The 15,358-nt window shown below is 36.4% G+C and carries 16 protein-coding genes; all 16 read left to right on the top strand.

Features of this window, described 5'->3' with window-relative positions; translation table 11 throughout:
* Positions 1-10: 10 nt before the first annotated feature.
* Positions 11-2,044: a flagellar biosynthesis protein FlhA gene (gene flhA, locus ABDZ84_RS13085; RefSeq protein ID WP_343781824.1), complete on the top strand. Its 2,034-nt coding sequence runs from the start codon at positions 11-13 to the stop codon at positions 2,042-2,044.
* Positions 2,041-3,159, top strand: coding sequence for a flagellar biosynthesis GTPase FlhF (flhF, locus tag ABDZ84_RS13080; RefSeq protein ID WP_026680911.1), 1,119 nt, complete (start codon positions 2,041-2,043; stop codon positions 3,157-3,159). The genes flhA and flhF overlap by 4 nt, the downstream gene beginning before the upstream one ends.
* Positions 3,149-4,015, top strand: a complete 867-nt coding sequence (locus tag ABDZ84_RS13075) for a MinD/ParA family protein (RefSeq protein ID WP_026680912.1) — start codon at positions 3,149-3,151, stop codon at positions 4,013-4,015. Before flhF ends, ABDZ84_RS13075 begins: the two co-directional genes overlap by 11 nt.
* Positions 4,016-4,021: 6 nt before the next feature.
* Positions 4,022-5,083 (top strand): protein-glutamate methylesterase/protein-glutamine glutaminase, encoded by a 1,062-nt coding sequence (locus tag ABDZ84_RS13070; protein WP_343781822.1) that lies wholly within the window; start codon positions 4,022-4,024, stop codon positions 5,081-5,083.
* A 15-nt stretch (positions 5,084-5,098) separates the two neighbouring features.
* A complete protein-coding gene (locus ABDZ84_RS13065) occupies positions 5,099-7,132 on the top strand; it encodes a chemotaxis protein CheA (protein ID WP_026680914.1) in 2,034 nt (677 codons plus the stop codon).
* Positions 7,133-7,156: 24 nt separating this feature from the next.
* A complete protein-coding gene (locus ABDZ84_RS13060) occupies positions 7,157-7,627 on the top strand; it encodes a chemotaxis protein CheW (protein ID WP_026680915.1) in 471 nt (156 codons plus the stop codon).
* Between the two features lie 6 nt (positions 7,628-7,633).
* On the top strand, positions 7,634-8,266 hold the full coding sequence (locus tag ABDZ84_RS13055) for a chemotaxis protein CheC (protein ID WP_026680916.1): 633 nt from the start codon (positions 7,634-7,636) through the stop codon (positions 8,264-8,266).
* Positions 8,259-8,756, top strand: a complete 498-nt coding sequence (locus ABDZ84_RS13050) for a chemotaxis protein CheD (RefSeq protein ID WP_026680917.1) — start codon at positions 8,259-8,261, stop codon at positions 8,754-8,756. The genes ABDZ84_RS13055 and ABDZ84_RS13050 overlap by 8 nt, the downstream gene beginning before the upstream one ends.
* Positions 8,757-8,795: 39 nt before the next feature.
* On the top strand, positions 8,796-9,575 hold the full coding sequence (locus ABDZ84_RS13045; protein WP_026680918.1) for a FliA/WhiG family RNA polymerase sigma factor: 780 nt from the start codon (positions 8,796-8,798) through the stop codon (positions 9,573-9,575).
* Between the two features lie 202 nt (positions 9,576-9,777).
* Positions 9,778-11,151 carry a flagellar assembly protein A gene (locus ABDZ84_RS13040; RefSeq protein WP_343781819.1) on the top strand — a complete coding sequence of 458 codons (1,374 nt, stop codon included), beginning with the start codon at positions 9,778-9,780 and terminating at the stop codon, positions 11,149-11,151.
* Positions 11,152-11,171: 20 nt separating this feature from the next.
* Positions 11,172-11,480 carry a hypothetical protein gene (locus ABDZ84_RS13035; protein ID WP_026680920.1) on the top strand — a complete coding sequence of 103 codons (309 nt, stop codon included), beginning with the start codon at positions 11,172-11,174 and terminating at the stop codon, positions 11,478-11,480.
* Positions 11,481-11,492: 12 nt separating this feature from the next.
* A complete protein-coding gene (locus ABDZ84_RS13030; protein WP_026680921.1) occupies positions 11,493-11,942 on the top strand; it encodes a DUF6115 domain-containing protein in 450 nt (149 codons plus the stop codon).
* A gap of 221 nt (positions 11,943-12,163) precedes the next feature.
* Positions 12,164-12,910, top strand: a complete 747-nt coding sequence (gene rpsB / locus ABDZ84_RS13025) for a 30S ribosomal protein S2 (RefSeq protein WP_026680922.1) — start codon at positions 12,164-12,166, stop codon at positions 12,908-12,910.
* Between the two features lie 95 nt (positions 12,911-13,005).
* Entirely contained in the window at positions 13,006-13,890 is an 885-nt protein-coding gene (gene tsf / locus ABDZ84_RS13020; protein WP_026680923.1) for a translation elongation factor Ts, read from the top strand.
* A gap of 101 nt (positions 13,891-13,991) precedes the next feature.
* Positions 13,992-14,714: a UMP kinase gene (gene pyrH / locus ABDZ84_RS13015; RefSeq protein ID WP_026680924.1), complete on the top strand. Its 723-nt coding sequence runs from the start codon at positions 13,992-13,994 to the stop codon at positions 14,712-14,714.
* A 2-nt stretch (positions 14,715-14,716) separates the two neighbouring features.
* Entirely contained in the window at positions 14,717-15,265 is a 549-nt protein-coding gene (frr, locus tag ABDZ84_RS13010; RefSeq protein ID WP_026680925.1) for a ribosome recycling factor, read from the top strand.
* Positions 15,266-15,358 lie beyond the last annotated feature (93 nt).

Raw genomic sequence — 15,358 nt, 5'->3', positions numbered from 1 at the left:
AGAGACCCCAATGAAAGCAAGAGATCTATCCGTTCTTTTAGGCGTTATTTTAATTATTATTATGTTGATTGTCCCGTTACCAGGATGGCTGTTAAGTGTATTGATATTAGGTAATATTTCATTAGCACTAATTGTAATCTTAGTTTCGATGAATACACAAGAGGCATTACAGTTTTCAGTCTTTCCTACACTTCTTTTGTTATTAACCTTATTTCGCCTAGGATTGAATGTATCTACAACAAGGTCGATCTTATCCAAAGCAGATGCTGGTGGGGTTGTTGATACATTTGGTTCCTTTGTAATTGGGGGGAATCCACTAGTAGGTTTTGTTGTATTTGTTATTTTAGTTATTATCCAATTTCTTGTAATCACTAAAGGTTCTGAGCGTGTTTCTGAGGTGGCGGCTAGATTTACTTTAGATGCGATGCCAGGTAAACAGATGAGCATAGATGCAGATTTGAACGCAGGTTTAATATCGGAACAACAAGCTAAAGAAAGACGAGAAAAAATAGAAAAGGAAGCAGATTTTCACGGTTCCATGGATGGTGCAAGTAAATTCGTAAAAGGCGATGCTATTGCGGGTATTATCATTGTACTAATCAATATTATTTTTGGTCTCGTTATTGGTATGGTACAGATGGACATGTCGTTTCAAGAAGCGATCAATACGTTTATGCGATTGACTGTAGGTGATGGATTAGTTAGTCAGATACCAGCTTTACTCATATCAACCGCAACAGGAATCGTAGTAACAAGAACAGCAGGAACAGGTAATTTAGGTACAGATGTTACTGGACAGCTACTCCAATACCCGAAGCTGCTATTTATTGCAGCAGGAACAGTGTTCTTATTAGGGTTAACACCCATCAACTTTTTTCTTACTACAATCATTGCTAGTTTACTAGCTTTAAGTGGGTATTTGTTATTAAAGCAGACAGAAGTAGTCTATGAACCAAGTGAGGAAGAGGAAGATGAAACGGAAAGTGCTGCAATGAAATCGCCTGAAAATGTTGTACATTTATTAAATATGGACCCTATCGAATTTGAGTTTGGTTATTCTCTTATACCGCTGGCTGACGCGAACCAAGGTGGCGATTTACTCGATCGAATTGTTATGATTCGAAGGCAGCTTGCAATTGAGCTAGGAATTGTTATTCCAGTAGTTCGAATTCGCGATAATATCCAGCTTAACCCGAATGAATATCGTTTAAAAGTAAAAGGAAATGAAGTAGCTTCTGGTGAATTATTGCTTGATCATTATTTAGCAATGGCTCCAGATATGGAAGATGACGAAATTGATGGTATAGATACAAAAGAGCCAGCTTTTGGCCTACCTGCAAAGTGGATCAACGAAGATTTAAAGGATGAAGCAGAGTTATCCGGTTATACGGTAGTAGATCCACCTTCTGTTGTATCCACACATCTAACGGAAATCATTAAAGAACATGCTCATGAATTATTAGGTAGACAAGAGACTAAGCAATTAATTGATCATTTAAAGGAAACCTATCCAATACTTGTTGAAGAAGTAACACCAGAGCCACTTGCAGTAGGTGATATTCAAAAAGTACTAGGTAAGCTTTTAAAAGAAAAAGTGTCAATCCGTAATCTCCCTATTATATTTGAAACACTTGCAGACTTTGCAAAATTAACAAACGATACCGATTTACTAGCTGAATATGTAAGACAAGCATTATCATCTCAATTAACTAAGCAATATACTGACGAAGATATGGCATTAAAAGTAGTTACTCTTTCTGGAAAAGTAGAGAAAGCAATTGCTGAGAGTATTCAACAGACAGAGCATGGAAGCTATCTTTCCATGGATCCTGATGTTCAGCAACGGGTGATCAACCAATTACATGAAGAGGTAGAAAAACTGACCATACAGGAAGAGACAGCGATATTGCTTTGTTCTCCAGCAGTAAGAATGTATGTCAAACAGTTACTAGATCGATATTTACCGCAAGTTGTTGTATTGTCCTATAATGAGCTAGAGCCCAACGTACAAGTACAAAGTGTCGGGGTGGTGAATATTGCATGAAGGTAAAAAAATATGTAGCTGATACGATGCCTGAAGCGATGAAACAAGTTAGGAAAGAGCTTGGTACAGAAGCCGTTATTTTAAATTCTAGGGAAGTAAAGAAAAAAAGATTTCTCGGTCTGTTGACAAAACAGCAAATTGAAGTAATAGCCGCAAGAGATCCGCAACCACATTTATCTAAGAAAAAGGTAGTAATGCCCAATAAAAAGGTAGAATCGAATGAAGCTTATCATGAAAGAGATGACCAACATGTACTGCGTGAGCTAAGACAGGTAAAAGAATTACTACATCACTCTGCAATTGGGAATTTTACGTACCCTGCTGATTTTCAATTAGCATATAATTATTTACTTGAACAAGAAGTAGATACCGAAATTGCTACAAGCATTATTGATTCTGTCTTGCATAGGCAGGAGGATGCAGAACAACATAGTAGTAGCTACAAGTCGATCATATCTGAAGTCAAACAGGAAATAGAGAATAGACTCAAACAGGTCTCCTTCGAAGGGATATCCTATGATAAGAAATTAGTTTACTTTGTTGGACCAACTGGTGTAGGAAAAACAACTACAATTGCAAAAGTTGCTGCAAACAGTAAGCTAAATGATCATAAAAAAATCGCTTTTATCACTACAGATACGTATCGTATTGCAGCTGTTGAGCAGTTAAAAACATATGCAAAAATATTGAATGTGCCAGTAGAAGTAGCCTATACGGAGGACGATTTCCAAAAAGCAATCGAGAAATTTAACACATTTGATTTAATATTTGTTGATACCGCAGGTCGTAATTTTAGAGATGAAAAATACGTAAAACAAATGAAACAAGATACAAAAAGTAATCTGGAATCAGATACGTATTTAGTTCTATCATTAACGGCTAAACCAAGAGATATCAGCGAAATATATGATCAATTTGAAGAAATTTCTATTAAAGAAGTGATTTTGACTAAGATAGATGAAACGAGTCAATTCGGTAGTATTCTAAATATTGCCCTTGGAAAACAGATCGGAATTGGTTATATAACAAATGGTCAAGATGTGCCTGAAGACTTAATCTACCCATCACCTAAACAGTTAGCTTCGTTTGTAATGAGGTCATCGGATGAGGCATGATCAGGCAGATGGACTTCGAAAAAAGTTAAAAGCAATGCAGGACTTTACACAGGCGAAGACAATAGCTGTAATTAGTGGAAAGGGTGGGGTAGGAAAATCAAATATTACGATAAATTTTTCATTGGAATTAGTAAGACAACGTAATAGAGTGCTAGTTATTGATATGGACATAGGTATGGGAAATATTGATATTTTATTAGGATTACATGTTGAAAGAACGATTATCGATATGTTTGAAGAGCACCTATCTATTCAGGAAATTATTCAACATGGTCCAGGGGATTTGGATTATATCGCAGCTGGTTCTGGATTAAGTGATATTTTTTCTATCGATCAGCATAAAAGGAATTTCTTCTTTCAGCAATATAAGAAACTAGTTAATTACTACGATTTTATCATTTTTGATATGGGAGCAGGAATTACACAAGATAGTTTATCAATTATCTTAGCATCTGATGAATGCTTTGTGATCACCACACCTGAGCCTACCTCTATCACAGATGCTTATAGCATGATAAAGCATATTGTTTCTTATGACGATACGCTACCAATGCAAGTGATTATGAATCGAAGTCATTCAGAAAAAGAAGGGTGGGAAGCACTAAGGCGATTCAATCAGGTAATTTTTCAATTTTTACAAGTGGAAACGAAGCTATTAGGTACATTACCTGAGGATAGAACAGTGACCACGGCTGTCATTAGGCAAACCCCTTACGTATTATTGAAAAAAAATTCTGCTGTTGCCAGAGCAATGAAGCAGTTAGTAAAGAATTATTGTAGTGTTCAGCCTGTAAATCAATCAGATACTACGCCATCATTTTTAGGTAAACTAAAACAGCTTTTAACGGAAAGGTAAATGGCCATGAGTAAATTTCGTGTCATTATTATTGACGATTCAGCTTTTATGCGTAAAGTGATTTCAGACATTTTAACAAGTGATAATCGTATGGAAGTAATTGCAACAGCTAGAAATGGTGAAGATGGAATCAATAAAGTTAAAAAATTACAACCAGATGTTGTTACCTTAGATATTCATATGCCCATTATGGATGGGATAACAGCTTTACGTGAATTAATGAACAGCAATCCTATACCAGTAGTTATGCTTTCAAGTGCCGCCTCTGAGGATACAACAATCAAGACAGTACAGGCAATTTCAAGTGGTGCAGTAGACTTTATTACGAAGCCATCTGGTCCCATCTCAATTGATATTGAAACGATGAAGCAGGAAATTATATCGAAGGTTATTACGGCGTCAAAGGTTAGATTACCTTTACAGCAGCAGGAGGAGAGGGCGAAGGAAAAACCCCCATCTTTACCAACTGGTCATGCTCGTGCTTTAACTAAATTCGCACAGAGTATTGTCGCAATCGGGACATCAACAGGTGGACCGAGAGCGCTTCAACAGATTATTACTCGATTACCTAAAAACATAAAAGCACCAGTTTTTATCGTACAACATATGCCAGCAGGTTTTACGAAATCTCTTGCTGAACGATTAAATCAAAAATCCCAGGTTACTGTAAAAGAAGCGATACATGGAGAAATAGTGAAAAACGGAACTGTTTATATTGCTCCAGGAGATTTACATATGAAACTAAAGTCTATCGGCACATCTGTAGCAATAGAACTAACGAAGGAAAAAGCAGTTAATGGACATAGACCATCGGTGGATGTGTTATTTACTTCACTTGCCAATGTAAAGCATGTTAATAAGCTGGCAGTCGTGCTTACTGGGATGGGGAGCGATGGTAGTAATGGTATCAAAGCTCTAAAGGCAGGGGATAAGGATACCGTTGTTATCGCTGAATCAGAAGAATCAGCTGTTGTTTATGGCATGCCCAAAGCAGCGGTGCGAACAAATCTCGTTACTAAAGAAGTGGTGTTAAGTGACATAAGCGACTTTATAACAAAATTATTATAGGTGGAGGGCTTTAATGTGGATACAACAGAGTATTTAGGAGTTTTTATTGATGAAAGTAATGAGCATTTAGAAGTTTTGTATAATCAGCTTTTAGCCTTAGAGAAAAACCCTAATGAAAAGAAAATCATTGAAGAGATTTTTCGAGCTGCTCATACATTAAAGGGAATGTCAGCAACAATGGGTTTTAGTGATTTAGCAAATTTAACCCATAAACTAGAAAATGTATTTGATGCAATCAAGTATGAGAAGGTTACTGTTAACGTCGAAATGATGGATATTTTATTCGCAGCAGTGGACCATTTAAATGAAATGGTAGAAGACATTTCGAGTGGTGGCGATGGCACGAGAGATGTTTCTCAAGCTGTTGAACAATTGCAGGCTATCGAAAGCGGGAATTCTGTTTCGGCTGTACAGATGAAAGAAGCAGATAGCACAACCCAGCAACAAGAAGCGACTCAGCTACAACATGTTCAGGGTTTAGATGAGTTTGAACTTACGATACTAAGTGAATCATCAGACCGTGGATATTCCAATTATGAGATTAACGTGACTTTAAGAGAAGACTGTCTCTTAAAAGGTGCAAGAGTATTTATGGTCTTTGAGGTTTTAGAGAAATTGGGAGAAATCGTTAAATCTGAGCCATCTGTAAATGAATTAGAAGAAGAACAATTTGATACTAGTTTTACAGTAATATTCATATCAGAACATTCTAAAGAAAAAATTTCAACAAATATAGAAAAAGTTTCAGAAATTGAACAAGTAGAAGTTCATACTTTCTCAGCAAGCACGTATAAAGCTGATCAACAAAGCAATGATAAAGCAAGGGATGAACAGCAGACACAAGAAACGAAGTCCAATAAGGACAAAAAGCAGCAAAATTCTGCTAAAACTTCAGCAAACAAGACGATACGAGTTAATATTGACCGACTTGATGTCCTGATGAATTTATTCGAGGAGCTTGTCGTCGATCGAGGCAGATTAGAACAAATTTCTCTAGACTTAAACCATGGAGATTTACAGGAGACCGTAGAGCATATGTCTCGCGTGTCTAGTGATTTACAATCCATCATTTTAACGATGCGGATGGTGCCAATAGAGCAAGTGTTTAATAGGTTCCCTCGTATGATTCGCCAACTAGCAAGGGATCTAAATAAAAATGTGGAAATTGAGATTATTGGGGCAGAAACGGAACTAGATCGAACCGTAATAGATGAAATAGGTGATCCGCTCGTTCACTTAATACGGAATGCAATTGATCATGGTATTGAATCTCCAGACGAACGGTTAAAAAAAGGAAAGTCTGAACACGGAACGATTAAACTCGAAGCTTATCACAGTGGCAATCACGTTTTCATCGAAATTGAAGATGATGGTGCTGGTATAAATAAAGAAAAAGTATTAAAGAAAGCTATCGCAAATGGTGTTGTTAATGATAGTCAATCCGAATTATTGTCAGATCAGCAGATATTCGAATTGATTATGGCAAGTGGTTTTTCTACTGCAGATACGGTTTCAGATATATCCGGAAGAGGTGTAGGTCTAGACGTTGTTAAAAATACAATTGAATCATTAGGTGGAAGGATTTCGATTGATGCTAAGAAAGATCAAGGGTCTATCTTTTCTATACAATTACCTTTAACGTTATCCATTATTTCCGTATTGCTTATCGAATTACAAAATGAAAAATACGCTATTCCATTGTCATCCATTATTGAAACGGCAATTATTCATCGGGATGATATCATGCATGCACATAATACAAAAGTAATTGATTTTAGAGGGAAAGTGGTTCCATTAGCATTTCTCAATGATATTTTTACTGTTCCAGCAGATGATAATGTAATAGATAATGAATATATATCGGTTGTCATTGTTAAAAAAGGGAATAAAATGACAGGACTCGTTGTTGATGCCTTTATAGGACAACAGGAGGTAGTTTTAAAATCCTTAGGCAGTTATTTATCAAATACATTTGCTATTTCTGGAGCAACGATACTAGGTGATGGGGAAGTAGCTTTAATCGTAGATAGTAATGCATTAGTTATATAAAAATGATAATTGGAGGAGAAAAAAATGGAAAATGAAACGTTAATGAATAGGAAAGTAATTGTATTTCAATTAGAGGATGAAGAGTTCGCTGTCTCTGTGCAGCAGGTGGGATCTATTGAAAAGATGATTCCAATTACAAGAGTGCCACAAACAGCTGACTTTGTGAAAGGTGTCATAAATTTAAGAGGAGTGGTTACGCCTGTTATTGATTTACGATTACGTTTTGGGATGAAGGAAACAGCATTTTCTGATTCAACCAGAATTATTATTGTTTTCGTAGATGATATGGAAGTTGGTCTCGTAGTAGATGCTGCAAATGATGTGATTGATATTCCAGAAAATGAGATTGAACCTGCACCTGAAGTTATTGGTACGGTTGATGCGGATTATATAGAAGGGGTAGCAAAATTAGATGATCGTCTATTAATCCTTCTTAATTTGCAAAAAGTATTAACCGAAGATGAAATTCATGAATTAAAATCTGTCGAAGGATAATCGTTCATGGACTATACAAAACTCACGACCATACAGCGAGATGTTTTGCGAGAAATTGGAAATATTGGAGCAGGAAATGCGGCAACTTCCATGTCTAAATTACTAAATAGAAAAATAGATATGGAAGTTCCTTCCGTAAACGTTGTAAGCTATGACGAAATGATGGAGTTGCTGGGGGGGCCAGATGAAGTTATTGTTGCACTTTTATTCCGAATACAGGGCGTTGCACCAGGAACCGTTTATTTTATCCTATCAACTGAGAGAGCTGAAGCATTAGTTAGAGAAATAACAGGAGATCAAGCAATGAATTTACTTGCTTCTTCTGATAATGAACTAGCTATTTCTGTACTTAAAGAAACCGGAAATATTGTTACTGGTGCATACCTATCTGCTCTATCAGATTTCACACAAGTAAATATGCAGCCATCTGTTCCGTATCTCAGCATAGATATGGCAGGAGCGATTTTAACGGCAGGACTTATTGAACTATCACAAGTTACGGATTATGCAATCATTATCAATACGAAGATGAATCCCTCGCATCTATCTCATAGTATAGAAGGTCATTTTCTCTTTATTCCTGATCCAGACTCATTCCCAAAGTTATTTCAAGCGTTAGGAATAAATGGATATGAATAAAACAGCGTCGATCATCAAAGTAGGTATTGCAGATTTAAATGTTGTAACTCCTCCTATGAAAATTAGAACATCTGGATTAGGATCGTGTGTAGGAGTAGTAATTTATGATGAAACGGAAAAGGTTTCGGGATTGGCTCATATCCTGCTTCCAAATTCTCAATTGGCCAGACAGAAGCAATACAATCCGTATAAATATGCAGACACAGCCATCCCAAAATTAATTACAAAAATGATAGATTGTGGAGCTAATAAACATAAATTAAAAGCAAAAATTGCTGGTGGTGCGCAAATGTTTCAATTCGCTTCTGGTTCCGATATGATGCGAATTGGCCCTCGAAATGTAGAGGCAGTTTTAGATAAGCTAAAGGATTGTAATATTCCAGTAGTTGCTCAAGATGTGGGAGGAAATACTGGTAGAACAATAGAATTTGATCCAGAAACCAGTAAGCTAAAAATCAGAAAAATTAATAGAGAAGAAACCTTTATTTAGAATAGATCAGAGCAGATCGTAATAAAAGGGGTGTATATAATGATAGTGAATGAATCTCCTCATGAAGAGAAGCTGTGGGATGACTGGTTAGTTTATAATAACATGGATGCAGCAAATCAACTTATTGATAAATATATGTATCTTGTAAGTTTTCATGTGGAGAGAATTGCAAGTAACTTGCCGAGCAATGTCAATAGAGGGGATGTTAAGAGCTTTGGCTTAATGGGACTATATGATGCACTAAAGAAATTCGATCCGAGCAGAGATCTAAAATTCGATACCTATGCATCATTTCGGATTAAAGGTGCGATAATGGATGGATTACGAAGGGAAGATTGGTTGCCTCGCTCTTTACGAGATAAAACGAAGAAAATTGAGCAGGTGTCAAACCAAATAGAGCAAAAAAACCAAAGAAAGCCAACTACCGAAGAAATAGCAGACAACATCGGCATGACAGTGAAAGAGGTGGAGAGTGCAATGCGTGACTCACTTTTTGCTAATATATTGTCTATTGAAGATAAGCCAAGTGACCAGAAGATGAAGTTAAAAGAGGGGATTGGCTACTCTATCCCTGATGATAAAACAGTCGCACCAGAAGATCATATGATAAACAATGAATTAAAAGATGAACTTAAAGAAGGAATAAAGGCTTTAAATGAAAATGAACAAATGGTAATTAGTTTGTTTTATCACGAGGAGCTAACATTAACAGAAATTGGACAAGTACTAGGCTTAACTACTTCACGAATATCACAAATACACAAAAAATCGATAGTCAAACTTCGATCTACCTTAAAAAAAATACAATCCTTTTCATAAAGGGTGTTTATACAAAGTGAAGATTTGAAGAGTCGGGTATGTAAAAGAATATCAATTGCTTTGATAACTGCTATTACAATTGATGTAAGCAAAATGCATAATGAATGGAATACAACATTAGCAATCATTCGATATATCTTTTCTCCTCACTTTTTAAAATCCATATAACGGGATGATGTGGAAGTAAAAGGAGGAAATACAAGTGGGTCAATTAGATGATATCTTTCAAGTAACTATTTCTAAGGATAAGATGGTCGCACAGTTAGATACGAAAGAACAAATAGAGAGAGAAATTAGTAGTATTTCGGATGAGGAAATTCGTCAATTCTTACGAGATCATCGAATTTTATATGGAGTCATGGAGGAATCAATATCTCAACTTTCTAGTAATTTGTCGGAAATAACCTTTCCAATAACGGTTGCAAAAGGGAAGCAAGTGAAACATGGTAAAGATGGGGTTTTGCAATATATCTCTGATTTTACAACAGATATCGTTCGTGATTGTAATTGGAATTTCAGGGATGTTATGCGGATTCCTACTGTGAGAAAAGGGGAAAAAATTGCAGAGCTGTATGACCCATCCGAAGGTGAATATGGGTATACGATTGATGGTACAAAAATTGCCGCTCGACCTGGAAGACCAGCGGTTGTAAAGGCCGGGAAAAATGTTGTATATCGGGAGGAAGATCAATCCTTTTATGCTGCATCTGAGGGGCAATTAAGTAAGGTCGACAAGTGGATCCAAATTCAGCCTGTATTTGAAGTAGAAGAAACATTATCCATGAAAAATGGAAATCTTGATTTTGTAGGAACCATTATTATTCATGGAGATGTTCCCACTGGATATACAGTCAAGGCAAAAGGTGATGTTAAAATATTTGGTATGGTTGAGGCGGCTACGGTGATTGCTGGAGGTTCTGTTTATGTATCAGAGGGCTTGGCTGGCCAAGCAAAAGGAACTATAAAAGCGGACGAATCCATTAAAATTGGCTATATTAATCAAGGCATCGCTGTTGCTGGACAAGATTTATATGTAGAAAACTCCATTCTACATAGTAACTGTACGGTCAAGGGTCATGTTTTCTGTCAAAAAGGGAACATTATAGGAGGTGCCCTTTCTGCAGGTAAATCGATAGAAGCAAAGGACATTGGTAATCGTCTTAGCACGGAAACAGAGATTATATTCGGTGTAGATAAATCCATTGAAACGAAGGAAAGGCAGTTACAAGAGAAAAAAAAGGAATTAGAAGATACGCTGTCGAAATTAAGAATATTAGGCGAAAAAATAAAGCAAAGAGATATTGAGCAAAATCCAAAGCTCCGCATCACCCTACTTCGTCAAAAGAATTCATGGAACAAAACGAATGAACAACTTGAAGAAGTAACATTGCAACTTGATAAACTCAACTCCAGTATAGGTAGTGAACATTATGCAGAATTAATTGTAAGAAATTATATTTTTTCGAATGTAATCGTTGCATTTGGAAAATATCGACGAATTATCAAAGACAATCAACATTTTGTGAAAATGCATTTAGTAGATAATGAGATTGTTATTTATCCATTATTCGAATAGCCGTAAGGGGTGTAGATTTTATGGGGTGGAAATCGATAGAATTACAAGTTGCTATTCCTCGTTCTCAGGATGCAGGTAAAATGCAAGAGCAAATGCTAAAACAAAATGAGAATTTCCAAACATCACTTGCCCAAACACAGCTACAACAAGAAGAGCTAAAACGGAAACGAGTAATGGGGTCAAAGGATCTTCAGCAATTAAAATGGAAACAGCAACAAGATCAAAAAAGATTGAACGCTTCTATTCAAGCAAAAGATGAAGAAAAAGAGCGAGAACGAAAAGAATGGCGTCATCCTTATTTAGGAAAACGTGTAGATTTTAATGGATAAAAGAGGGATTCGATGACATCGTTTTTATTAATTATCAGCTTTTTGTTACATATTATTGCCTTTGCTGCTATTTATCAATTATTAAAACAGGTAAGGCAGCCAAATCAGCCAAACCAAATAAGTTCTGAAGAAATAAATTCTCTCCTCGACAACTATCTAGAAGAATTGAAAGAGGAAAATGACAGATTGATAAATCAGTTAACTACACATAGAGATAGAAAGTCCAAAGAGGTATCTGAGGCTTCTGCCACACAGGATTCTAAAAGGGCTGGAGAAATACAGCAAGCTCATTCCGAATACGAGCCAGAGGTTCACGAGGATGATCAAGTAGAAGCCTCTTTACAAGCAAGGATATTACATCTGTATAGCAAAGGGTTGTCTATTACAGAAATTGCTCGGCAATTAAATTGTGGAAAGACGGAGGCTGAATTGATTATCAAAATGGCTGGTAAGCATGCATAGTATTAATTTTATGCACATAAATACGAAAAAATTCATATGTTTGACTTGATAAGTCTTCATGCTTATGATATATTATTTTTTGGTGTGAATACTATGTTCTTCGTAGGTTGAGCAAGTAATAAATACACACGTTTAGTGATTTGTAAATGTGGTGCCATGTAAATGGTCTGTTTGCAAAAATGATCTAAACGGAGGAAAAAACCATTTAGGAGGAATTTTTAATGTCAGCAATTTCAATGAAGCAATTACTTGAAGCTGGTGTACATTTTGGACATCAGACCCGTCGCTGGAATCCAAAGATGAAAAAATACATCTTTACAGAGCGTAACGGAATTTATATCATTGATCTTCAAAAAACAGTGAAGAAGGTTGATGAAGCGTACAATTATGTAAAGGATGTTGTAGCTGATGGTGGTACAATCCTTTTCGTAGGTACAAAAAAACAAGCACAAGACTCTGTGCGTGATGAGGCAACTCGTTCTGGTATGTACTATGTAAACCAACGTTGGTTAGGTGGTACACTTACTAACTTCCAAACAATTCGTAAACGTATCAATCGTTTGAAAGATATCGAACGTATGGAAGAAGATGGCACATTTGAAGTGTTACCTAAAAAAGAAGTTGTTAACTTATTAAAAGAAAAAGATCGCCTAGTTAAATTCCTTGGTGGAATTAAAGAAATGAATAAACTACCTGATGCATTGTTTGTCATTGATCCACGTAAAGAACGAATTGCGATTGCAGAAGCGCATAAATTAAATATTCCGATTATCGGAATTGTGGATACAAACTGTGACCCTGATGAAATTGATTATGTAATTCCTGCAAACGATGATGCTATTCGTGCGGTGAAACTTTTGACTTCAAAAATGGCAGATGCTATTTTAGAGGTGAAACAAGGGGAAGAAACAGAAGAAGTGCAAGAAGAGCAACAGGAAGCAACCGATTCTGAAACAGAACAAGAGTAATCAATTGAAAGGTGAGGGTGATAAGAGGATAAGAGCCTTTTATCACCTTTTTTAAAGAACGAGATACTACATTGATTATCCAAAGGAGGATTTTTATGGCTATTACTGCAAAAATGGTAAAAGAATTACGTGAAAAAACTGGCGCAGGTATGATGGATTGTAAAAAAGCGCTACAAGAAACGGACGGAGATATTGAGAAAGCAATTGATTATCTTCGTGAAAAAGGAATTTCAAAAGCAGCGAAGAAGGCTGACCGAATTGCTGCGGAGGGTTCAACGTACATTGAAATAGACGGTAATAAAGCAGTTCTTTTAGAAGTTAACTGTGAAACAGATTTCGTAACCAAGAATGATCAGTTTAAACAATTACTTTCTGATTTAGCAAAACATTTACTTAATCGTAACCCTGCAACGCTGGAAGAAGCGTTACAACAAGAAATGGATGGTAGTGGAGACACTGTAGAGAATTACATTAATTCTGCTGTTGCAAAAATTGGTGAGAAATTATCGCTACGCCGTTTTACAATCTTGTCAAAAACAGACAACGACGCATTTGGTGAGTATTTGCATATGGGTGGCCGCATCGGTGTATTAACGCTACTAGAAGGTACAACAGACGAGCAAGTAGCGAAAGATGTTGCGATGCATGTAGCAGCAGTAAACCCTCGTTATGTATCACGTGATGCTGTATCTAATGAAGAGGTAAACCATGAGCGTGAAGTATTAAAAGCTCAAGCTTTAAATGAAGGTAAGCCAGAACATATTGTCGAAAAAATGGTTGAAGGACGCCTTGGTAAATTCTTTGAAGAAATTTGTTTATTAGAACAAAGCTTCGTTAAAGATCCAGATCAAAAAGTGAAAAAATATGTAACGGATAAGGGCGCATCTGTACAAACATTTGTACGATATGAAGTTGGCGAAGGTATGGAAAAACGTGATGAAAACTTCGCTGATGAAGTAATGAGCCAAATTAAAAAATAAATGATAGGTCAATAGGGAGCACAATAGTTGTTCCCTATTTCTCCATCTATCCCCAAGTGAACAAAACTACAAAACAATATCAAATTTCTATGGAGGTTATTATGACAACAGCTCGTTACCGTAGAATCGTACTTAAATTAAGTGGAGAAGCTTTAAGTGGCGAACAAGGATATGGCATTGAACCTAAAATTATTCAGTCTATCGCTAATCAAGTGAAAGAAGTTGCCGAATTAGATGTTGAGATCGCAATCGTCGTAGGTGGTGGAAATATCTGGCGAGGCAAGGTTGGTAGTGAAATGGGTATGGATCGTGCTACTGCTGACTATATGGGAATGTTAGCAACAATTATGAATTCTCTAGCACTTCAAGATGGACTGGAAAATATGGGTATACCTACTAGAGTACAGACATCAATCGAAATGCGACAAGTGGCTGAGCCATACATAAGGAGAAAAGCAATTCGTCATTTGGAGAAAAAACGTGTTGTCATTTTTGCTGCCGGTACAGGAAATCCTTTCTTTTCAACTGATACTACTGCTGCTTTACGCGCAGCTGAAATCGAAGCTGAAGTAATCCTTATGGCTAAGAATAATGTAGATGGCGTATATACAGATGATCCAAAGGTTAATAAAGATGCGCAAAAATATGAAAATCTATCTTATATGGAAATGCTGAATGAAGGACTAGGAGTTATGGATTCTACTGCTTCCACATTATGTATGGATAATGATATTCCATTAGTTGTTTTTTCTATTATGGAAGAAGGAAATATTAAACGAGTAGTCCAAGGAGATAATATTGGAACTACGATAAGGGGGAAATAAAGATGTCTGAAGGTATTATGAAACAAATGAAAGAAAAAATGGAGCAAGCAGTTCAAGCATTCTCGAAAAATTTAGCAACTGTTCGAGCAGGTAGAGCAAACCCTAATTTGTTAGATAGTGTATATGTTGATTATTATGGTACATCTACACCGTTAAATCAGTTAGCTTCCGTAACGGCACCTGAGGCACGTTTATTGGTTATTACACCGTATGATAAATCCGCCATCTCCGATGTAGAAAAAGCAATTCAAAAAGCCGATTTAGGATTATCACCTTCTAGTGATGGGAATGTGATTCGCATTAATATCCCAACACTAACTGAGGAACGCAGAAAAGATTTAGTGAAAGTAGTTGGAAAATACGCGGAGGAATCTCGTGTGCAAGTAAGAAATATTCGTCGTGAAGCCAATGATCAATTGAAAAAAGACGATAGTCTGCCTGAGGATGAATTACGAGGTGCCCAAGATGAAGTTCAAAAGGTAACCGATAATCATATTGCAAAAATAGATCAACTTGCTAAAGATAAAGAAAAAGAAATTATGGAAGTTTAGTCTAATTCCGTGTAAAATAAGATGTATAAGCCCTCTTCTTGTTTAAGGGGGCTTTTGTATTCTTACGCCAAAATCGTTATAATATAAAATGAT

The organism is Virgibacillus salarius (genome assembly GCF_039521925.1).
GTDB classification, from domain to species: domain Bacteria; phylum Bacillota; class Bacilli; order Bacillales; family Amphibacillaceae; genus Virgibacillus; species Virgibacillus salarius.
This window is presented reverse-complemented; position numbering and strand designations above follow the sequence as displayed.

What these genes read in the sequence shown, in the direction of transcription:
- flhA (WP_343781824.1), top strand. Translation starts at nt 11, where the DNA reads ATGAAAGCAAGAGATCTATCCGTTCTTTTAGGCGTTATTTTAATTATT.
- flhF (WP_026680911.1), top strand. Translation starts at nt 2,041, where the DNA reads ATGAAGGTAAAAAAATATGTAGCTGATACGATGCCTGAAGCGATGAAA.
- ABDZ84_RS13075 (WP_026680912.1), top strand. Translation starts at nt 3,149, where the DNA reads ATGAGGCATGATCAGGCAGATGGACTTCGAAAAAAGTTAAAAGCAATG.
- ABDZ84_RS13070 (WP_343781822.1), top strand. Translation starts at nt 4,022, where the DNA reads ATGAGTAAATTTCGTGTCATTATTATTGACGATTCAGCTTTTATGCGT.
- ABDZ84_RS13060 (WP_026680915.1), top strand. Translation starts at nt 7,157, where the DNA reads ATGGAAAATGAAACGTTAATGAATAGGAAAGTAATTGTATTTCAATTA.
- ABDZ84_RS13055 (WP_026680916.1), top strand. Translation starts at nt 7,634, where the DNA reads ATGGACTATACAAAACTCACGACCATACAGCGAGATGTTTTGCGAGAA.
- ABDZ84_RS13050 (WP_026680917.1), top strand. Translation starts at nt 8,259, where the DNA reads ATGAATAAAACAGCGTCGATCATCAAAGTAGGTATTGCAGATTTAAAT.
- ABDZ84_RS13045 (WP_026680918.1), top strand. Translation starts at nt 8,796, where the DNA reads ATGATAGTGAATGAATCTCCTCATGAAGAGAAGCTGTGGGATGACTGG.
- ABDZ84_RS13035 (WP_026680920.1), top strand. Translation starts at nt 11,172, where the DNA reads ATGGGGTGGAAATCGATAGAATTACAAGTTGCTATTCCTCGTTCTCAG.
- ABDZ84_RS13030 (WP_026680921.1), top strand. Translation starts at nt 11,493, where the DNA reads ATGACATCGTTTTTATTAATTATCAGCTTTTTGTTACATATTATTGCC.
- rpsB (WP_026680922.1), top strand. Translation starts at nt 12,164, where the DNA reads ATGTCAGCAATTTCAATGAAGCAATTACTTGAAGCTGGTGTACATTTT.
- tsf (WP_026680923.1), top strand. Translation starts at nt 13,006, where the DNA reads ATGGCTATTACTGCAAAAATGGTAAAAGAATTACGTGAAAAAACTGGC.
- pyrH (WP_026680924.1), top strand. Translation starts at nt 13,992, where the DNA reads ATGACAACAGCTCGTTACCGTAGAATCGTACTTAAATTAAGTGGAGAA.
- frr (WP_026680925.1), top strand. Translation starts at nt 14,717, where the DNA reads ATGTCTGAAGGTATTATGAAACAAATGAAAGAAAAAATGGAGCAAGCA.